This window comes from Chitinophaga filiformis (assembly GCF_023100805.1).
GTDB lineage: Bacteria > Bacteroidota > Bacteroidia > Chitinophagales > Chitinophagaceae > Chitinophaga > Chitinophaga filiformis_B.
This window is the reverse complement of sequence record NZ_CP095855.1, coordinates 2,522,263-2,545,495: the sequence shown is the minus strand read 5'-3', so window position 1 is coordinate 2,545,495 and position 23,233 is coordinate 2,522,263. Positions and strand designations below refer to the sequence as shown.

The 23,233-nt window shown below is 49.9% G+C and carries 4 protein-coding genes; all 4 read right to left on the bottom strand.

Translation table 11 applies throughout. The features are described from left to right. Positions 1-6: 6 nt before the first annotated feature. From MYF79_RS10425 to MYF79_RS10410, 4 genes are read right to left on the bottom strand one after another with little or no spacing between them, the layout of a single operon-like run. The gene (locus MYF79_RS10425) at positions 7-8,139 is read right to left on the bottom strand and encodes a non-ribosomal peptide synthetase (RefSeq protein WP_247813813.1); all 8,133 of its coding nucleotides are present in this window, start codon (positions 8,137-8,139) and stop codon (positions 7-9) included. Continuing rightward, a complete protein-coding gene (locus MYF79_RS10420; protein ID WP_247813812.1) occupies positions 8,136-11,498 on the bottom strand; it encodes an amino acid adenylation domain-containing protein in 3,363 nt (1,120 codons plus the stop codon). The genes MYF79_RS10425 and MYF79_RS10420 overlap by 4 nt, the downstream gene beginning before the upstream one ends. Continuing rightward, positions 11,495-22,618, bottom strand: a complete 11,124-nt coding sequence (locus MYF79_RS10415) for a non-ribosomal peptide synthetase (protein WP_247813811.1) — start codon at positions 22,616-22,618, stop codon at positions 11,495-11,497. The genes MYF79_RS10420 and MYF79_RS10415 overlap by 4 nt, the downstream gene beginning before the upstream one ends. Positions 22,619-22,641: 23 nt before the next feature. Then, the gene (locus tag MYF79_RS10410; RefSeq protein ID WP_247813810.1) at positions 22,642-23,232 is read right to left on the bottom strand and encodes a hypothetical protein; all 591 of its coding nucleotides are present in this window, start codon (positions 23,230-23,232) and stop codon (positions 22,642-22,644) included. Position 23,233: the final 1 nt, after the last annotated feature.

Below are 23,233 nucleotides of genomic sequence, written 5' to 3'. Positions count from 1 at the left end.
GGGTGCTTAATAAGATTCATCAATATCAGACATGAAATGAATTTGCTGCTTTTCAAGGCGGGCAGCCTGGGTGTCTTCTCTGTAACTGATCCTGCGGAGTAATATGCCAGGGTCGGCCACCACGCTTGTCAGCAATGCTTTCAGGTCTGCAAACATCTGTTCTATTCGCGGGGCATCAAACAGATCGGTATTGTACTCAATATTACCAGCTATGCTGCCTTCACTCTCTATAAACTGGAAGCGGAGATCTCCCTTGCTGATATGCAGTTCGGGCAATTCCGCCTGTACCGTCACGCCTTCCATACCGCTATCCTGATCTTTGTTCAGTTGTATATTCTGCAGGATCACGGTCACATCAAAAACCGGGTTACGGGAGATATCCGTGCCCGCACCCAGTTCTTCCACCAGGTGATCAAAAGGATACTCCTGGTGTGCATATCCTTCCAGGGCCACCTTCTTCACCTGCTCCAGGTAAGTGCTGAAGGTCTCTTCTCCTGTCAACTTTGTGCGCAGTGCAATCGTGTTGAGATAGTATCCAACCTGGTTCTCCAGGTCCGGGTGTTCCCTGCCTGCTACCGGCGTACCAATAATGATATCTTCCTGCCCGGTATAACGGTATAGCAATGTCTTCACCAGCGCCACCAGCCCCATGAACAAAGTACAATTGCTGCTGCTCAGTAACTGTCGGAATCTATCTGCGGGAGATGCTTCCAGTTTGAAATGAAAATGTTGTCCATGATAGGTCTGAACGGCCGGCCGCGGGCGACCGGAGTTCAGCGATAACCGGGGCAACTCCCCTCCCAGCTGCGACAACCAGTATTCCCTGTGTTCTTTGAACAGGCCACCGTTTGACGATTCCAGTTGCCAGCTTGCGTAATCCCTGTATTGAATCCGCAGAGGCGTCAGCGCTGCCGTGGTGCCTTTCAGTGCAGCGTTGTACAACAACTGCAGTTCCTTCAGCATGATCTGCATAGACCATTCATCAGAGATGATATGATGAATGCCAAAGAGCAGGGTGTAGGATGTTGCCGCTGTCTTTAACAATGTTATCCTTAACAATGGTCCCTTATCCAGCTCATAGGGTGTAGCGGCTATGGCCAGTTTGCGCTGTGCGGTCTTTTCCTGCTGTGCAGGGTCTGCAGACAGGTCTTCGTATATCATATTGAAGCCCGTACTATCAGGCGCGCAAACACTTTGCTGTGGTTCGCCATCGACCAGTACAAACACGGTCCTCAGGCTTTCATGTCTTTCCAGCAGAAGCCCGAAGGCCTTTGATAATATTTCCGGCTGCAGGTCGCCTTCCAGGTAATACACTTCAAGGCCATTAAAAGGCTGTATTTCGCCCAAACGCTGGCAAACCACCCATAGCCTTCGCTGGGCATGAGAAAGAGGATAAAAGGCGCTTTCCTGCGTTTTCCTGATCTCCTGGTACACTGCTTTCCGGGCATTGTCAAGCAATGCTGCCTGGGCGGCGATGGTCGGGTGATTGAACGCATCCCCGATCGTCAGCTGTACATCCAGTTCCTTATAGATACGTGAAATAAGCTGTATTGCTTTCAGGGAAGAGCCTCCCGCCACAAAGAAGGAAGTGTTCCTGCCGATACGGGATATGCCCAACAGGCGCTGCCATATACCCAGCAGCACTTGTTCCGTACCTTGTTGCGGCGCTTCGTACTGCTCCCCGTCTATGACATCTTCAGGACGGGGTAATTTCTTACGGTCTACTTTCCCATTAAGGTTGAGCGGAAAACTTTCCATCCATATGTAGTGCCCGGGCAGATGACTGGCGGGCAATTCATTGGCCAGTTCCCGGCGCAGCGCTTCGCTATCCCAATGCTGGCCGCTGTAATAACATAACAGTGTCTGTTCATCCTCCTGTTCATGCAGTATCAGCTCTACCTGCGTAATACCATTCAATCCAAGCAGGCTGCTGCGGATGCCAGCTAGCTCTATGCGTACGCCGTGCAGTTTGATCTGTTCGTCACGGCGCCCCAGCAATTCGAGCGTGCCGTCCTTCCGGAAACGTCCCAGGTCGCCCGTGCGGCACACCAGCTCCTCCCGGTCCCTGACCAAAGGATTCTGTACAAAGAGTTGTGCGTTCAGGGAAGCATCCGTATAGCCCTGCGTCATGTATGGGCTCTTGATATATACTTCTCCGATCTCGCCTTCCACACACAAAACATCGTTACTGATCACGGCCACACTGGTATGGCTGACCGGCGTACCGGCAGGGATCACCGCACCGGCCTCCTGTTCGCCCTCCGGAACCTCATAGTAACATTTCAGGACAGTCGTTTCCGTCAGCCCGTACATGTTCGCGATACGGGCAGTGACATTAATTCTTCTCCACTGATTGATATCGCGTCCATACAGTTTTTCTCCTGCCAGTACGATCTGCCGCAGGGAAGGGATATTGTGCTGTTCCTGCAAAAGCCCCTTTGTAATAAGCCTGAATAAAGAAGGTACTGTTTGTAAAACAGTAATACCTGCGTCTGACAACCAGCGTCCTAACTGATGCGGCCTGTAGCGATCTTCCGGCGCCGGCATACAGAGCGTAGCGCCCGCTGTTAATGCAACCAGTATATCTTTCAGTGAGGCGTCGAATGTAACAGGCGCCAGCTGACTGATACGATCCGCTGCATTAACTCCGTAGTGCGCCCTGTGCCAATGTATATAATGCGCAAGACTCTGGCTTTTACCAATAATGCCTTTGGGAGCGCCTGTTGATCCTGATGTATAGAAAATATAGGCGGCAGTATTACCCTTAACCGGTACCAGTTCATCATGCATTACAGGAATATCCGCTTCCCGGTAATTCTCTCCCTCAAATATCATCAACTGCAGTTCCTGTGAAGCAACGGCAATAGCGGAAACATCATCCAGATCCAATGCTTTCACAAGCGCACCCATGGAAGAAGGAAGGCCCAGCAGGTAAGGTACCGCGATACCCATGTGAGACAATTGCTCCATATGCTCCGATCCGGCGATCAGGATACCCGGGCGCTGTGCTTCCAGGATGCTTTTCAGTCTTCCCTCCGGCTGACCGATGTCCAGCGGCATATACACCACGCCTGCTTTCAGACAACTTAATAGTGCAGTGACCAGCCGAATACCGCCGGGCAACAATACGCCCACGGTATCTCCAGGTTTTATACCTACTGCATGCAGTGCCTGTGCCAGACGATTACTATCTGCTTCCAGGGCAGCATAGGTGATCTGCTCTCCGGGTGTTGTTACAGCATGTTTCGCCGGATATTGTGCTGCAATGGCAGTGAACACAGTGTGTATGGCCGGCAGTTCCTGTACTGCTATTACTTTATCAAAATCTGCCGCAGCAGCCGGTAGCAGGTGGTTATGATATATATGTTGCTTCAATGGCAAAGCGGGGCTTGTCATGATTGAAGCCAGCAAACGATCCAGATCCCCGGCCATATCGGCCACCCGTTTTTCATCGAACAATGCTGTATTATATTCAATGCTGCCTTCCAGTAAGCCGTTGTCAAGGGCAAACTGAAAACGCAGATCTCCTTTGCTGGTCCTGACATCTACCCGTTCCCTTTCCACACTCAGCCCCTGCAGCGCTGCTTCGGCCCCTTCGTGTACCCTGATATTCTGCAATACGACCACTACATCGAACAGGGGATTCCTGCTTTGATCCGATCCTGCACCCAGGTCTTCCACCAGGGCATCAAAAGGATACAGCTGATGATCAAAGGCAGACAGTGCGGTCTTCTTCACACGCTGTAACAGTTCCCGGAAGTCAATACCACCGGACAGCTGCGTACGTAAAGCCAGGGTGTTGAGATAATAACCTATCTGGTCTTCCAGGTCCGGATGATCACGCCCCGCTACCGGCGTACCGATAATAATATCTTCTTCCGCCGTATACCTGAATAATAAAGCCTTGACCAATGCCAGCAATCCCATAAACGGCGTGACGCCCTCTCTCTCCAGGTAAGCAATAAAGGCGCGGGCATTGACAGGGTCCATACTAAAATTATACTGGGCGCCATCGTAGGTCCGGCTTGCCGGCCGGGGACGATCCAGTGGTAATATCAATCGTGGCAAAGGACCTTCCAGCGTCCGTAACCAGTATTGCTGCAGCGCCTGAACAGCAGTACCGGAAAGCTGCCTGCTATGCCAGGCAGCATAATCGCGGTACTGTATTTTTAAAGGTGACAGTGAAATGTCTTGTTGATTGATACCGGCATTATAATGCACCAGCAGTTCCCGCAACATCAGCTGCATAGACCATTCATCAGAAACGATATGGTGAATACCGAACAGCAGTGTGTGGGATTGCTCACCTGTCTTCACCAGCTGAACTCTCAGGAGTGGCCCCTTTTCCAGGTTATAAGGCGTTCTGGCTATTTCGCTGATCATTTCATCCGGCACAGCATCCAGCTCCGCATATTGCACCTCAAAACCGCTTTCTGCTACTGTGTGTATACGCTGCTTAGGCGATCCGTCTACGAGCACGAAAGTAGTACGCAGGCTCTCATGCCTTTGCAGCAGGGCTTTGAAGGCGGCTGTTAAAGCCGCTTTATCGAGTACGCCCTGCAGGCGGTATATTTCCAGTCCGTTGAACGACAATGAAACATTTTCCTGTTGTGCGGCTATCCATATCCGCTTTTGCGCATGCGACAGATCATAATATTCCTGTGCCGGCACAGGCGTGATAGTCTGGTACAACGCTTTCTGCGCTTTGCTCACCAGGAGAGCCTGTGCGGCAATGGTAGGATGATCAAAGATCTCCTTGATACTGAGATGGACTTCCTTCTCTTTAAAGATCAGGGAAATGAGCTGTATCGCTTTCAGCGAAGAACCTCCTGCTACAAAAAATGATTCCTCGCGGCCAATACGTTCTATACCAAGCAGGCGTTTCCAAAGCAGACTAATATCCTGCTCTATTCCTGGCAAAGGCGCCTTGTATTTATCGCCCGATAATAATGCTTCCGGCTGCGGCAATTTCTTACGATCTACCTTACCGTTAATATTCAGCGGGAATGCTTCCAGCCACAGGTAATATGCCGGCAGATGGCTGGCTGGCAGTACCTGCGCCAGCGCCTGTCGCAAGGCTTCACTCTTCCACTGCCGCCCCGTATAGTAACAAACCAGCACCTGCCCGCCCTCTTCTGTCTGTTGTACGATCAGTTCCGTTTGTGTAATACCTTCAAGTTCCAATATGCTGCTGCTTACCGCACCCAGTTCTACCCGTACACCATGCAGCTTTACCTGGTCATCGTTGCGGCCCAGCAATTCCAGCATTCCATCCTCCCGGTAACGGCCAATATCACCTGTGCGACAGACATACTCCACACGGTCATTCACCAGCGGATTTTTTACAAATAAACGTTCTGTAAGCGCAGGATCGGTATAGCCATGACTTACATAAGGACTTTTGATATACACATCCCCTATCTCTCCCGCTACACATAATACATTATTTCTCATAACCGCTATACTAGTATTAGCGATAGGCTGACCTACAGGTATGATATCGCCTGCGGCCCCTTCCCATTGCGTCAGCGGGTAATAGCTTTTTAATATCGTTGTTTCTGTAAGGCCATACATATTCACCATTAATGCGTCATTACCATTGATAGCGCGCCATTCCTGCACGTCGCGGCCATACAATCTTTCTCCTGCCAGCACCACCAGGCGCAGCGACTGCAAACGGCTGCCGGCCGATGCCAGTTCTTTGGTGATCAGTCTGAACAGGGAGGGCACCGTCTGCAGGATGGTGATATGAGCTGCAGCCAGCCACTTCACCAGTAAAGCCATCTGGAAACGCTGTTCCGGCACAGGAATACAAAGCGTGGCGCCGCTGGTCAAGGCTACCAGTATATCCTTCAGTGAAGCATCAAATGTAGCAGGCGCCAGTTGGCTGATGTTAACTCCACTACCCACCTGGTAGGTTTCCCGGTGCCAGTGTATATAGTGCGCAAGGCTTTGCAAATCGCCTTTAATTCCCTTCGGTACGCCTGTTGACCCGGATGTAAAGAAGATATAAGTGCCTGTATATGGAGGAAGAATGTTCGCACTTAACAGGGGCAATGCGATTCCATTCAATGCATAGCCACTACCGCTATAAGCATACAGTTGCAGTTGTTCTGTGGCGTTATCTGTCAGGGAAATATCATCCAGTTCCAGGCCTTCCAGCAGCGAGGCTGTTAAACCGGGTATGCCCAGCAGGTAAGGTACCTTATTGTCCAGTTGCTCACTGATGGCCTTCACCTGCTCCAGGTCTTCCATTCCGGTAATGAGGACATGTGGCGATTGCTCTTTCAGGATATGCAGGTTCCTGCTTAAGGGCTGCTGCAGGTCCAGCGGCATATATATACCACCGCTGTGCAAACAGGCAAGCAGGGAAAGGACCTGCCTCGTGCCGGAAGGCAGGAATACACCTACAGGAGTGGCAGGACTAACGCCCAGGAGCGTCAGCAACTGCGCCAGTCGCCGGCTCCGCTCGTCCAATGCTTTGTAGGTCAGTTGTTCTTTCCCGGAGGAGACGGCAATATTGCCGGGAAACCGCTGCGCCGTTTCACTCAACACAGTATGTAGCGCCGGAAATACCGGAGCAGCAATTACCTTGTCAAAATCTACTGCTCCCTGTGGTATAGTCTTGTCGTGATATACATGTTGCTGTAAGGGTAATAGTGGGTCCGCAAGGACAGCTGACAGCAAACGATCCAGGTCTGCCGCTATTACGGCTATCTTCGAAACATTGAACAGATCCGTATTGTATTCAATACCGCCTTCCAGTATACCATTTTCATAGGCAAACTGAAAACGCAGATCACCTTTACTGATGTTCAGGTCTACCGGCCTTACATCTATCGTAATGCCATTCATGACAGGGAAAGCACGCTGAAGTTGCTGCTCGCTCTGCATGATCACTACCACATCAAACAAGGGATGCCTGTTAGGTTCCGGCGCAATGCCAAGATCCTCCACCAGCTGATCAAAGGGATAGGCCTCGTGACTAAATCCATTCAATGCCGTCTCCTTTACTTTTTCCAGCAACTGATCAAATCCTGCGGTACCATCCACGATCGTTCTCAATGCCAGCGCATTCAGAAAGTTCCCGATCACGCCTTCCAGGTCCGGATGCTCACGCCCCGCTACGGAAGTGCCAATGATAATATCTTCTTCTGCTGTATAACGATACAGCAATACTTTTACCAATGCCAGTAGTCCCATGAAAAGCGTTGCGCCTTTCGACTGCACATACTGTTGTAATTGCGGTCCGGCATTTTCGCTGAACGTAAAGTTATACTGAGCGCCCTGGTAGGTCTGCACATCTGCCCGTGGTTTATCCAGCGGCAATTGCAATACCGGCAGTTTACCGCCGAGATGCGCCAGCCAGTAATCGCGGTGTACATCCGCCTTTTCACCCTGCAAATGCTGCAACTGCCAGGCGGCATAATCTTTAAACTGGATAGGCAGGGCTGGTAGCGCTGCTTGTGTATCCGTATCAAAAGCATTGTACAACAGCAGCAATTCCTGCAGCATCACCTGCATGGACCATTCATCAGAGATGATATGATGCATGGATAATAACAACATGTATTGCTCTTCACCTGTTTCCAATACATTTACTTTAAAGAGCGGCCCTGTCAGCAGGTCAAAAGGGGTAGCAGCAATGGCCTGCAGGTAAGCTTCCGCATCCTGCGGCTGCGACCAGGCTACTTCGAAACCACAATCACTGAAAGGGATGATGCGTAATTTTGGCAGCCCATCTACTATTACAAACACCGTGCGCAGGCTCTCATGGCGCTCCACCAATGCTTCAAAAGCCCTGGACAAGGCCGCTTTGTTTAAACGGCCTTCCAGGGTATACACGTTAAACATGTTGTAGGTCAGCTGTCCCTGTCTTTTCTGTTCCAGCAGCCACATTCTCTTCTGCGCAGGCGACAATTCATAATAGGGGCTTTCCGCTACCTGTGGTATCTTACGGAAAGCAGCATGTTCAATATTTTTCAGAAACCGGGTGATCAACTCCTTATTCGACCTGATCTCTGCTACCAGGTCTGCAGTCAGTACGCCATCTGGCGCCGTAATACTGAGCTTATCATCTTTTAGCCTGAGTTGAACGGATAGTTCCTTTAACCGGGAAAGTAAACGCTGGATGCTCATAAAATGATCTCATCGGTTTTATTAGTGCTCAATTTTTCATATTGACTATCCCTGGCCCATTCCATGATCTCTATTTCTGCATAGAGATCTGCCAGGGTGGGTAACATAAACAGGTCCCTCAATTCGAGTTTCAGGGACAGTTCTTTCTGGATCCTGGACAATACCAGTATGGCTTTCAGGGAATGCCCCCCCAATGCAAAGAAGTTGTCTGTAATACCTACACGTTCTACGCCCAGCACTTCTTCCCATATGGTTGCCAGCAATTGCTCTGTTTTATTCCTGGGGGCCACGTATTGCGACTGTTTACGCTCCGGTTCGGGCAAGAGGCTACGATCTACTTTCCCGTTCGGCGTGAGCGGGAATTCCTCCAGGCGGAGTACATAGGCCGGCACCATATAGTCTGGCAGAAACCGTCGCAGGTGTTGTTGTATGGTCTCTTCTGGTACATTGTCCCCGCTGGTATAATAAGCGGCAAGATATTTCTCATTCTCCCGTTCAAAGGCACACACTATGGCATGGTTAACCCCTGCATATTGCAGCAGTATATGTTCTATCTCTCCCGGCTCTATCCTGTATCCCCGTATCTTCAGCTGATGATCGCCACGGCCGTAATACCTGAGATATCCTTCTTCCGTCCAGCTGCAGATGTCACCTGTATCGTACATCAGTTGCCCTTCCAGGAAGGGATTAGGTATAAACCTGCCGGCAGTCAGTTCTGCCTGCCCCAGGTAGCCGTCCGACAAACCGGCTCCGCTGACAAACAATCTTCCGGGCACACCAGTCGGCAGCAATTGCCTGCTGGCATCCAGTACATAGGCTTTCATATTGGAAATACCGCGGCCGATCAATATAGCGTCTGCCGCCTGCCGTACTTTATGCCAGGTAGCATAAACAGTTGTTTCTGTCGGTCCATACATATTCCACAGCGTATGGCAACGATCCAGTAAACGTTGTGCCAGTGAGATGCCAAGCGCTTCTCCCCCGGTAATGATCTTCAGCGCAGGATCACCTTTCCAGCCGCTCTCTGTCAGTAAATGCCACATACCCGGTGTTGCCTGCATCATCGTAATACCATCATCCAACAATGCCTGTAATGCATCGGTTGAATACACTTCCTCGCCGGTGGCTACTACTAACTGGCTGCCGTTCACCAATGGCAGCAACAGTTCAACAACAGACATATCAAATGATGCCGTTGTAACGGCCAGCCATTTATCCTCCGCACTGATGCCTGTTTCCCGGCTCATTGCCTGCATCAGGTTGTACAATGCTGCATGACCGATCACCACTCCTTTCGGCTGTCCTGTAGATCCTGATGTATATATGACATATGCCGCCGCATCCGGGCTTATGGCAGGCAGCTGCGGTATTGTTGTATGATCGTATATGGACGCCCCGCTGACAATGACCGTCTGCCCTTCATAGCCAGATAAGCGCTCCAGCAATGCTTCACTTGTTAATACGACACTGGCCCCACTGGCATGGAGTATCTGGCCGATGCGTTCTGCCGGCGCATTATAGTCTAACGGCAGATAAGCAACGCCCGATTGCAGCACGCCCAGTATAGCAAGTGGCAACCACACACTACGTTCCAGCAGGATGCCCACAGGGGCCTGATCGCCCGGCTTCCTTTGTTGCTGCAGGTAAGCAGCCAGCAGCGTTGCCTTTCTTTCCAGTTCACCATAACTCAGGTGGCTTCCTCCGGCAATAAGGGCCGTCCTCTCAGGATGTAAAGCCGCCTGCCTTGCGATCAGTGCCGGTACGGGAGTAAATGCCGGGAATTCGACGGCAGTATCATTGAAATGTTCCAGTATCAGTTGCGCTTCAGCCGGCTGGATATACCTCAGTTCAGCAATCGGCATATCCGGCGATTGCGCTGCACTTTCCAGCAAGCCTTCCAGGTGCGCAGCCATGCGTTCTATCCTCGTGCGACTGAAAATATCTTTGTTGTATTCCAGTTCTACCTGTAAGCCTTCAGGTTTCTGCTTGAAATAAAATGTCAGGTCAAACTTGCTTCCGGACAGCGGAATATCCAGTTCCTGCACCTCTACACCAGGCAGTTTCAGGGGAATACTCTCATTGGCGTCCTGCAATACCACCATAACATCAAATATGGGAGAGCGGCTGATATCTCTTTTCATTCCCAGTTCCTCTACCAGCAGGTTAAAAGGATAATGCTGATTGGCATAGGCTTTCAAGGCCATGTCCTTCACGCTGTCCAGCAGTGCATTGAAGCCTTTCTTTCCGTCCAGCTGCGTACGCAATACCAATGTGTTCACATAAAAGCCGATCTGATCTTCCAGGTCAGGATGCTCCCTTCCTGCCACAGGCGTTCCCACTATTAGATCTTCCTGGCCTGTATAGCGATATAGTAAGGTTTTTACGATAGCCACCAATCCCATGAAAACAGAGGCGGTACGTTGCTGGACGAGTGTGGCAAACAGTAGCTGTTTTTCCGCAGGAATGATGGTCACAACACGCTCGCCATTATAGGTCTGTACCGGCGGCCGTGGTTGATCTGCCGGTAGTTCGAGTACCGGTAAGGGCCCTTTCAGATGTTCCAGCCAGTAGTTCCGCTGTTCCTGTCCGCCACTCTCGTTTAATGATTCCAATTGCCAGGCGGCATAGTCTTTATACTGGATCTCCAGCGGGGCAGTATCTACATGGATGCCCTGGGAACAGGCATCGTATAAGGCCAATATCTCCTTTACCAGCAGCTGCATAGACCATTCATCAGCTACGATATGATGGATGCAGAAGGCGAACAGGGATACCTGCGGAGCTACCCTCAACAGGCATACTCTCAGCAAGGGACCCTCCTGCAGATTGAAAGGCGTGGATATAACATGCTGTATCTTTTCCCAGGCAGCCTTTGAGGGATCAGGCAATGCCTGAAGGTCCTCGTATAGCAGCTGACAATCCGCCGCTGAAGCAGGCAATATTTTCTGACGGGGCTCACCATCTGACAAAAGAAATACGGTCCTTAAACTCTCGTGGCGTTGTACCACTGTCTGAAATGCCTTTTCCATCGCCGCGATGTCGAGGTTACCGCGGATATTGCAGATCATGGGAATGTTATATACCGCCGTGGTATCTCCAAACTGATCCATCAGCCACAACCTGCGTTGTGCATGCGATACCTGGTAATGCTCCTGTAGCGGCACCGGTTTTATTTTCCGGTAGTTCCCTCCCTGCAGGTTGCGTAAGAAGGAAGTGATGGCAGGTTTCTCTTTCTTCAGCTCCTGGATAAGTTCGGGCGTAAGTACGCCCTCAGGAGCACTAATGCTCAGCTGACCATCTTTCAACTGAAGGCTCACCTGCAATTGCTTCAACCTGGCTAACAATAAGCTTATGCTCATAATACTATCTCGTCAATTTTTGTGGGATTCGTAATAGTGGTTACATTGGTTTGGGTGCGCTTAGCCCATATCAACACGGCTAATTCATCATGAAAATCTGATAGCCTGGGGTGCTGAAACAAACTGCTTAATTCCAGTTTTATTGAAAACTCTTTATGTATTCTCGACAATACCTGTATGGCTTTCAGTGAATGCCCTCCCAGCAGGAAGAAATTATCGTCTATGCCCACCCTTGCAAGCCCCAAAACATCCTGCCATATAGTAGCCAGTCTTTCCTCTGTTTCATTCCTCGGCGCCGTAAAGTCTGTAGTCAGGGGAACAGGCGCAGGTAATGCATCCCTGTCTGTTTTTCCGTTCACCGTCAACGGTATGAAAGCAACCCTGGTAAAATAAGCAGGTATCATGTATTCCGGCAGATGATACTGCAAATATGTTCTCAGTACCTGCGGGCTGATATCCTCCGGGCCTACATAATATGCAGCGAGAAAAACATCATCAGTATTGCCGAATGCACATACAACTGCCTCTTCTATCTGCTCATACTGCATGAGTAAATGCGCAGTTTCTGCCGGCTCTACACGATTGCCCCTGATCTTCACCTGTTCATCGGCACGACCGGTGAAGACAATATTGCCGTCAGGCAGCCACCTTCCGGTATCTCCGCTGTCGTACATCAGGCCTCCATGAAAAGGATTGCTGATGAAACGCGCTGCGGTGAGCGCCGGCTGCCCCAGGTAAGCGAGCGCAAGCCCCTCGCCTGCTATGTATAATCTGCCATTCACACCTACAGGTTGCAAATGCATGTGCTCATCCAGTATATACACCCTCCTTCCTGCGATCGGCTTCCCGATAGGCACAGCGCCTTTTGTAGCTGCCCTTACGGGAAAAGAGGTGGTGACCACTGTCGATTCTGTAGGACCATAGTTATTGTACAATTTACATACAGGTACAGGCACATGTCCCAGCGCTTCACCTCCTGTCAGCAGTGTCAATTCAGTATGCAATGCCACTCCGCTGTTCAGCAATGTTCTGCAAACGGCTGTTGGCAGGAAACAGTGAGAAATATCATTCGTTGTGAGGAAACCAGCCAGCAGCTCCATATCCCCTCTCGCAGTGTCAGGTATCCTGTATAAGGTGGCGCCATTTAATAAATAAGGCCATATTTCCCAGCCGGAGGCATCGAAACTGACACCGGCAAATAAAGTAGCCCTGCTGCCTGTATGTACCTGGAAAGCCGTTTGATGCCAGTCGCATAACTGTACGATGCTGGCGTGGGACACCATTACGCCTTTAGGCCTGCCGGAAGAGCCGGAGGTATAAATGACATATGCAGGATCTGCTGCTTCAGGTATAATGATATCCCAATCCTGCTTCAGCTCTTCCCAGTAAATATCAGCGGGCAATACAGTTACCCCTTCGCAACTGAAAGGCACGGCAGATAACGCGACTTTAACGCCTGCATCTGCCAGCATATACCGGATCCTTTCCACAGGCATAGTAGCGTCTACCGGCAGGTAGGTAGCGCCTGCTTTCAACACGCCCAACATACCGGTAATTAACCATTCGCTCCTGTTCATGATGAGTGCTACCCGTTCCTTTGGTCTTACTTCAACAGCACTAACCAGGTATCGCGCCAGCTGTGCTGAACGATAGGACAATGCCTTATAGGTGAGTTGTGTAGTATCGTCCCGGTAAGCTATTTGCTGCGGCGTACGCCGTACCTGCGCTTCAAAGCGGCTTACCAGCGTCTCTTCAGACCGTATGGCTGCTGGTCCGCTGAAGGTTTCCAGTAGTTCATACTGCTCTTCCTGCGACAGCATCTCTGCGTCCATCAGCCGGCAATCCGGATCGGTTGTGAATGCTGCTGCCAGTTGTATGAAATGATTCCCCAGCTGTTGGATCCTTTCCTTGTCAAACAAGGCGGTATTATATTCCAATGTAAGACTTAGGGCTTCGTCTGTTTCGGCAAATGAAAAGGTCAGGTCAAACTTGCTGAAACCAGTTGCCAGTTTTATTTCTGTTGCACTGATGTCTTTCAGCCCTACTGATTTCCGGCCGTCGTGTAACACCATCATTACATCGAATAGCGGAGAATGACTCAGGTCCCTCTTTAATGACAGGTCCTTCAGTAAGCCGTCAAAAGGGTATTCCTGGTGAGTATATGCATCCAGCAATAATGCTTTCACTTTACGTAGCAGGCCTGTAAAACCAAGCCCCATATCCACCTGCATGCGCAGCGCCAGCAGGTTGACGTAAAAGCCGATCTGGTCTTTTAAAGCAGGATGATCCCTTCCGGCTACCGGTGTTCCAACTATAATATCTGTTTGTCCTGAATAACGGTATAACAGCACGTATACCAGCGACAACAATCCCATGAACAGGCTGCTGTTCTCTTCTCTCAGTAAATGCTGTAAGGTTTTAAATACAGGAACAGGGATCATCATATCAATGCGCTCACCCTGATGTGTCATAACAGGTTCCCGTTGCCTGTCAGTCGGCATAGACAATAGTGGCAGCGGCTCGTGCAGCAGCTGCGTCCAGTACTCCCGGGCTGCGGCAGCTCTTTCCCCCTGCAATACAGCCTCTTGCCAGGCACTGTAATCCTTATACTGTATAGTAAGATCGCTTAAGGCCGGCTGATCTCCTTCGCGGTACGCATTATACACCGTCAGCAGCTCTTCCATCAATATGCCCATAGACCATTCATCGGCAATAATGTGGTGCAGCACCAATACAAATACATACGCTTCTGCTTCCAGTTGCCAGATACAGGCGCGCAACAGCGGTCCTTCTTCCAGGTCAAAAGGGGTGATCACTGCTTCTTCTGCGGCCTTTAACACCAGCCGCTCTTTGTCAGCAAGCGCTGACAGATCAGCATATGCCAGTTCAAATGGTATATCCACCAGCTGCTGATAAGGAATGCCATGCTGGTTAACGAACCTAGTCCGCAAACTTTCATGACGCCCGATCACATACCTGAATGCCGCCTCCAGCAAAGGCACATCAATAAAGCCTTTCAGCCTGTAACACAGATGGATATTATAAGCAACCGCTACTTCCTTAAACTGATCCAATACCCATAAGCGCTGCTGTGCATGCGACAAGGTATAATATTCCTTTTGCGCAACTACCGGTATCGGTTGATAGCCGCTTTGCTCCCGCTGTTGCAGCAGCAAGGCCTGGGCTTGTAAAGCAGGATGAAGGAACAGGTCACGCAATTCCAGCCGGATGCCTGTCTGTTCATACACACGCGATAAGACCCTTACCGCCGACAGTGAATGCCCGCCCAGGGCAAAGAAATTATCCCCACGATGGATAGGCGATACACCCAGCTCCTCACTCCATATTGTTGCCAGTAATACTTCATGTGCTCCTTCAGGCAATGCAGTTTCTGACAATACTGGCATCGGCAATCTTTCACGATCTATCTTGCCATTCACGGTACGCGGTAACTGATCCAGGCACACTAAGTGAGCAGGCACCATGTACCAGGGTAACAGCGATAATAAATAAGATCTTAACGCTTCCTGCTTGACTGTCTCACCGCTGTAGTAGCCCACCAATTGTAATACGCCCCCTATCTCCACAGGTACCACTACGCTGCTTTCTATGCCTGCATATCCCTGCAATACATGTGCTATTTCTCCCGGTTCGATCCGGTAGCCACGTAGCTTCAACTGTGTATCAACACGCCCGCCAAACACCAGTTCACCTTCTGCCGTCCACCAGCCCTGGTCGCCGGTACGATACAACATACCAGCGCCATATTGATTAGGTATAAACCGTTCCTGCGTCAATGCCTCCCGGTGCAGGTAACCTTTGCTGATACCTGTTCCACCCAGCACAATCTCTCCCCTGACACCTGCTGGCTGCAAACGTCCCTGCGCATCCATGATGTACACAGCACGGTTACGGATCGGACGACCCAGCAAACCTGCCCTTGAACGATCGTTTATTTTATGATAAGTGGCACATACCGTGCTCTCTGATGGGCCATACGTATTGTAAATACTTAAGGATGACGGTAATCTGTCTATCTGACCAGGCCTCAATTCATCTCCTCCGCTGATCAGCACTCTCAGGCTGGATGTATCATAAGCTCCTTGATTGATCTCGCCGATCACAAGCGGTGTAGTACTTAATACCGTTACTTTATAACGGCACATCAGCTCACACAAAGCGGATACTGCCTTACCGCCCTCGGGAGCTATCACTAACTCACCTCCTGCAACCAGCACAGGATATAGCTCCTCTACAGCCGTATCAAACGATAGGGAGGATTGGTGTAATACTACATCTGTACTACTCACACCAAAATATGTACTGAAGGTCTCTGCATAATCTGTCAGCGATGCATGACTGATCTGTACACCCTTCGGCTGACCGGTAGAACCGGAAGTATAGATCACATATGCAGTATCACTACCGCTGATCTCCCAGTCAGGATAACTGTCAGCATACGCTGATAAATCTGCTGAGAGTAATTCCTGCCGGCAATTCAATGCTGGCATCGCGCTATCACTTAGCAATAACACAGCGCCACTGTCTTCCAGCATATAACGTATGCGCTCAACAGGGTAATCAGTATCTATCGGCAAATAAGCGGCGCCTGATTTCAATATACCCAGCAAGGCAATGGCAGTGGATGCTGAACGACCTGCCAGTACACCTACTATACTACCAGCGCCTACACCACAGGTGGAACGCAGGTAATGTGCCAGCCGGTTGGAGGCTGACTCCAATGCTGCATAGCTCAATGTTGTATCCCCATCCCTGATAGCTACTGCTGCACCCTGGTTCCTGCTGATCAACTTTGTAATTGTTGCCCCTGTTACTGCCTCCGATGGTGGGTTGAACGACAATAAACGTTCACGTTCCCCGGCAGATACGATATCATAACTGTCCAATGTTGCATCGGGAGATGCTGCGATAGCAGTACACAGGTAACTATAATGCTCCAGTAAACGGCTCATCTGCCATTCGCCGAATAAAGAAATATCATAACGCAGCTTCAGGGTAATACCTTCCGCTGATGGCCAGCATTCCAGTTGCATCGCATTCAGACTGCTGCCATTGTCCAGGTCTTCTGTTGTAACTTTCAGCCCCTGGTTATTCTTTCTGCTAAAATCCTGGTAGAGGAATAAAATATCGTAGATGCCGGGTTCATGCAAACCGGACAATACCTGTTCACTGCTCTCCTGATATGCATATGCATCCAGTAGTTGTTCATGTACACTGCGTTGATAGTCGCGGAAATGAGTATCTCCGTCTATCTTAAAACGCAGGGGCAACAATTGTAAATAATAACCTACCTGTTCTTCCAGCTCCGGATGTGTTCTGCCTGCACTATCTGTGCTTAACAGCAACTCCGATTGACCTGTATACCGGTGCAGCAATATGCTGAATGCTGACAATAAAGTGGTGAACAATGTCACCTCACGGCTGATGCCGGATAAACCAGCGACTATATCGGCATGTAAATGGTGATATACGATATGGCCCTTACGTGCATTATTACGATGCCCGCCCCATACACTCAGATCTGTAACGGGAAGTACACCACTGAGTAAGGATGACCAGTGGTTTGCGTGTAATACCCGCTCAGGTGACCAGCTCAGATAATCTTTGTACTGGATACGCAGCGCTGGCAATGTATCTCTTCCTCCGCCTGTATACAACTGTTCCAGTTCACGGCTAATAACGTCTATCGACCAGCCATCGCTCACCAGGTGGTGGATCACGAATGCGAAATAATATTCAGTGGCAGATAACTTAAAAAGTGTTACCCGCAATAAAGGCCCCTGATAAAGATCGAATGCAGTCGAAGCATGTTCCAATGCAGCGGCTCTTGCGACCGATAATGGGTCTGCTTCATTACTCAGATCCACCACAGCGACATTGAAGCCGATTTCCTCAGCTGTCAGTACCCGCTGGTATACTTCTCCGTCCTGTACCACAAACACCGTACGCAAGGATTCATGACGGGATACGATAGCCGAAAATGCGTTTATGAATGCCTGTTCATCAAAATCCTGCTCATACGACAAGCTGCAGAACTTTGCTATATTAAAAGCAGTCTTAACATTGGCTGTTGCTTCTGATAGCCATATTCTCCGTTGCCCTGGCGATAATGCATACTGAGGCCCGGCTGCCACTACCGGTATTGGTTGATAGCCGCTTTGTTCCCGCTGTTTCAGCAATAATGCCTGGGCTTGCAAAGCAGGATGAAGGAACAGGTCACGCAATTCCAGCCGGATGCCTGTCTGCTCATACACACGTGATAAAACCCTTACCGCCGACAGTGAATGCCCGCCCAGGGCAAAGAAACTATCTCCACGATGGATAGGCGATACACCCAGCTCCTCACTCCATATTGTTGCCAGTAATACTTCATGTGCTCCTTCAGGCAATGCAGTTTCTGACAATACTGGCATCGGCAATCTTTCACGATCTATCTTGCCATTCACGGTACGCGGTAACTGATCCAGGCACACTAAGTGAGCAGGCACCATGTACCAGGGTAACAGCGATAATAAATAAGATCTTAACGCTTCCTGCTTGACTGTCTCACCGCTGTAGTAGCCCACCAATTGTAATACGCCCCCTATCTCCACAGGTACCACTACGCTGCTTTCTATGCCTGCATATCCCTGCAATACATGTGCTATTTCTCCCGGTTCGATCCGGTAGCCACGTAGCTTCAACTGTGTATCAACACGCCCGCCAAACACCAGTTCACCTTCTGCCGTCCACCAGCCCTGGTCGCCGGTACGATACAACATACCAGCGCCATATTGATTAGGTATAAACCGTTCCTGCGTCAATGCCTCCCGGTGCAGGTAACCTTTGCTGATACCTGTTCCACCCAGCACAATCTCTCCTCTGACACCTGCTGGCTGCAAACGTCCCTGCGCATCCATGATGTACACAGCACGATTACGGATCGGACGACCCAGCAAACCTGCTTTTGAACGATCGCTTATTTTATGATAGGTGGCACATACTGTGCTCTCTGATGGGCCATACGTATTGTAAATACTTAAGGATGACGGTAACCTGTCTATCTGACCAGGCCTTAATTCATCTCCACCGCTGATCAGCACTCTCAGGCTGGATGTATCATAAGCTCCTTGATTGATCTCGCCGATCACAAGCGGTGTAGTACTCAATAGCGTCACTTTATAACGGCACATCAGCTCACACAAAGCGGATACTGCCTTGCCTCCCTCCGGTGCTATCACTAACTCACCTCCTGCTATTAGCACAGGATATAGTTCCTCTACAGCCGTATCAAACGATAGGGAGGATTGGTGTAACACCACATCTGTACTACTCACACCAAAATATGTACTGAAGGTCTCTGCATAATCTGTCAGGGATGTATGACTGATCTGTACACCCTTCGGCTGACCGGTAGAACCGGAAGTATAGATCACATATGCAGTATCACTACCGCTGATCTCCCAGTCAGGATAACTGTCAGCATACGAAGACAAATCCACTGAGAGTAATTCCTGCCGGCAATTCAATGCTGGCATCGCGCTATCACTTAGCAATAACACAGCGCCACTGTCTTCCAGCATATAACGTATGCGCTCAACAGGGTAATCAGTATCTATCGGCAAATAAGCGGCGCCTGATTTCAATATACCCAGCAAGGCAATGGCAGTGGATGCTGAACGACCTGCCAGTACACCTACTATACTACCAGCGCCTACACCACAGGTGGAACGCAGGTAATGTGCCAGCCGGTTGGAGGCTGACTCCAATGCTGCATAGCTCAATGTTGTATCCCCATCCCTGATAGCTACTGCTGCACCCTGGTTCCTGCTGATCAACTTTGTAATTGTTGCCCCTGTTACTGCCTCCGATGGTGGGTTGAACGACAATAAACGTTCACGTTCCCCGGCAGATACGATATCATAACTGTCCAATGTTGCATCGGGAGATGCTGCGATAGCAGTACACAGGTAACTATAATGCTCCAGTAAACGGCTCATCTGCCATTCGCCGAATAAAGAAATATCATAACGCAGCTTCAGGGTAATACCTTCCGCTGATGGCCAGCATTCCAGTTGCATCGCATTCAGACTGCTGCCATTGTCCAGGTCTTCTGTTGTAACCTTCAGCCCCTCGCCCAAACGCGAGAAGCCATTGAAGTGCTGATAAAGAAATAGAATATCGTAAATGCCCGGTTCATACAAACCGGACAATACCTGTTCACTGCTCTCCTGGTATGCATATGCATCCAACAGTTGTTCATGTACACTGCGTTGATAGTCGCGGAAACGAGTACCTCCCTCTATCTTAAAACGCAGGGGCAACAATTGTAAATAATAACCTACCTGTTCTTCCAGCTCCGGATGTGTTCTGCCTGCACTATCGGTGCTTAACATCAACTCCGATTGACCTGTATACCGGTGCAGCAATATGCTGAACGCTGATAACAGGGTGGTGAACAACGTCACCTCATGGCTGATGCCGGATAAGCCAGCTACAATAGCTGCATCTAAATGATAATATACGATATGGCCCTTGCGTGCATTGTTACGATGCCCTCCCCATATACTCAGATCAACGCCAGGAAGTACACCGCTTAGCAAGGATGACCAATAATCTGCCTGCAATATCCGCTCACGCGACCAGCTTAGATAATCTTTGTACTGGATACGCAGTGCCGGTAATACATCTGTTCCTCCGCCTGTATACAACTGTTCCAGTTCGCGACTGATCACATCTATCGACCAGCCATCGCTCACCAGGTGGTGGATCACGAATGCGAAATAATATTCAGTGGCAGATAACTTAAAAAGTGTTACCCGCAATAAAGGACCCTGATAAAGATCAAATGCTGTCGCAGCCTGTTCCAATGCAGCGGCTCTTGCATACGATAATGGATCTGCTTCATTACCCGGATCCATCACTTCAACCCTGAAGCCGATTTCCTCAGCTGTCAGTACCCGCTGGTATACTTCCCCGTCCTGTACCACAAACACCGTACGCAATGATTCATGCCGGGATACAATACGGGCAAACGCAGCTATAAAAGCTTCCGCTGAAAGTTGCCCCTGTATATAGGCGCCACTGGCAATATTCGCCGCCACACTCGCTCCTTCCAGCTGGCAGAAATGCCAGAAGCGCCTTTGCCCGACAGATAGTTCATATAATGCATTTGCTGCCGCTACCGGAATTGTATTTGCTCCGCTATGTTCTTTTTCCAACAGGTACCGCTGCAGGGAACGTATGGTGTGATGCTCAAACACTTCTCTTACCGTCAGCTCAAACCCGGCGGCCCTCAGGCGGGAAACCAGCCTCACCGCTTCCAGGCTGTTCAATCCATTCCGGAAAAAGTCTTCGTCAGGATCGCCTGAAACACTGAATACTTCCTGCACGAGCGCTTTCACCGTGTCTTCATCCACCTGGTAGTATGCTCTATCAAGCATGGCCAGCGCCTCCAGCTGACTGTCATAATCGCCACGCTCAAACTGCTGTACCAGCAGGTAATGTTGCACTTTGCCACTGGTAGTACGGGGTACGCTTTTCACCATGACGATCCTGTCAGGCACGATACCCAGTTTAGCAAGTAACTGTGCCCTCAGCTGTATCACCAGGGGATGGAACTCCTGTACTGATCTGCGGAAATGCACAAACAACACCAGCTCATGTTTATCACTGCCGGCAGGCAATGCCTGGCAGGCAACGATATCGCCCGGCTTAATGCCAGGTATTTGTGCATGGTGCTCTATATCCTGGGGATAATAGTTTTGCCCGTTAATGATAATAATATTCTTGGCCCTCCCTGTGATGTATAATCTCCCTTCACTGATAAAGCCAAGATCGCCTGTTTTCAGCCAGCCATTTTCGATGGCCCGGCTGCTTGCTTCCGGATTGTTATAATAACCGCTTGTTACATTGTGACCACTGATCCATATATTACCAATATGATCGTCTTCCAGCCATTCGCCCTGATCGTTTGTAATAGCAATGCTGGTCGAGGCCATCGGGTAGCCCACACAGGCAAAATGCAGCCTGTCTGGTACGTACCGAACACGATCGCCTGTTTGGAGGTAATTCCTGTCCAGCGATACAAACTGCAGGGGTTCTCCCGGTGTAGGCAGCGTTACCGCCACACAGGCCTCCGCCAGTCCATAGCCGGGGAACATCGTATGTTCCCTCAGTCCGAAGCTGCTCATTACCCGCATGAAGTCTTCACAAAGCGATTTATTGATAGGCTCTGCGCCGTTATAGATAATCCTCACTGCTTCCAGGTTCCAGGCTGGCCTGTCAATACCGGACAATGCAGCAAGGATATACTGATAGCCGAAATTCGGCGAATACAATTGCGTGATCCTGTGCTGATGCGCCTTCTCCATCCATAACAGTGGTCGCCTGATAAAAAGCGGCGTTGCGATCAGGTATTGATCTATACCGGCAATTACACAGGACAGGTGAAAGCATATCAATCCCATGTCATGCGTCAGCGGTAACCAGCTCAGTGCCTTGTCAGCGGCGGTGGTGGCTGATCGTTCCCGGATGTCGCTGATATTGGCCAGCAGATTGCCATGCGTCAGCGTCACGCCCTTTGGATGAGAAGTTGAACCGGAAGAGAACTGTATGTATGCGATATCTTCCGGCGCCGATGACAGGTATGTACCACTGCCTGCTTCGGCTGTCAGTGAGGCAACAGGTATATGCCGTGTACGCATCTCTTCCCAGGCAGGCAAACAATCCTTTTCCTCCGCATAGCTGCGGGCAGGCGCGGCCCAGTTATCCTCGCTGAGCAGGAAAGGATGATGTAGTGTGCTCCATACGTTGAACAGCTTATCCTTATGCCCTTCCTGGCTCCCCATAGCAATGGGAACAGGAATGATCTTCCCGTACAGGCAGGCCCAGAAAACCGTCAGGAAAAGCGCATTGTCCTCTATCTGCATCACCAGTTCATCGCCGGGCTGTAGTCCCTGCAGTGTAAGGTTATGCAGCACATGCAATGCGTTCTTCCGCAGCTCATCGTAGCACAGGCACCGTTCCTTATCTGAAGCCAGAATAAAGGTGATACCGCTGGTACCCTCCGCAGCCTGCTGAAGTATATCAACCAGAGAATTACAACGCTCCTGTATCATGAACACAAATGGAGTTTCCTTTTTTATTTGCCTACGTTCACCAGCAGCATATCGGGGCCCTGCTGGTTTCCGGCTGAATTAAGTAACAATGGAAAATCGGGGTTATCCAGTATCCAGAAGGCTTCCTTACCATCCTGGCTGGTTACATAAAGGGATTTCACCTTTTTGTTGTTGACCTTGATCTGCGAAGCCGCCGGTGCAGGTTTCAGTACATAGGTGGTGCCGCCATATACCGCCTTCTTATTTTTCACCAGCTCTTTATAGAACTTCTGGGAATAGAAGAACAATGTCTGGTCTTTCTTCACATGCCTTTCCTCACCGGGATTCAGGTTGTCCCAGTTAAGGCTGCTTCCGTCTTTTGTACCTTCCGGTGTTACCAGGCATTTCCCCTGAATGGTCTTCTTTCCATTGATGACCTTATACTGGAAACCGACGCCAGTCTTATCCTTGTACAACACAGTGATCAGGAAATCTATGATACTGCCGTCCGGCCCTTTGGCGGCATATTTCAGCACATCGCCTTTTTTAATGTTGATCTGGCCATTGGCGTTTACCTGGGCTTCGGCTGAGAAAAAGCCCATGAGGAGCAAAAGAAGAATACTTAGATAACGCATA

Coding starts and splice junctions, on each gene's coding strand:
- MYF79_RS10425 (WP_247813813.1), bottom strand. CDS start 8,139: ATGAGCATCCAGCGTTTACTTTCCCGGTTAAAGGAACTATCCGTTCAA.
- MYF79_RS10420 (WP_247813812.1), bottom strand. CDS start 11,498: ATGAGCATAAGCTTATTGTTAGCCAGGTTGAAGCAATTGCAGGTGAGC.
- MYF79_RS10415 (WP_247813811.1), bottom strand. CDS start 22,618: ATGATACAGGAGCGTTGTAATTCTCTGGTTGATATACTTCAGCAGGCT.
- MYF79_RS10410 (WP_247813810.1), bottom strand. CDS start 23,232: ATGCGTTATCTAAGTATTCTTCTTTTGCTCCTCATGGGCTTTTTCTCA.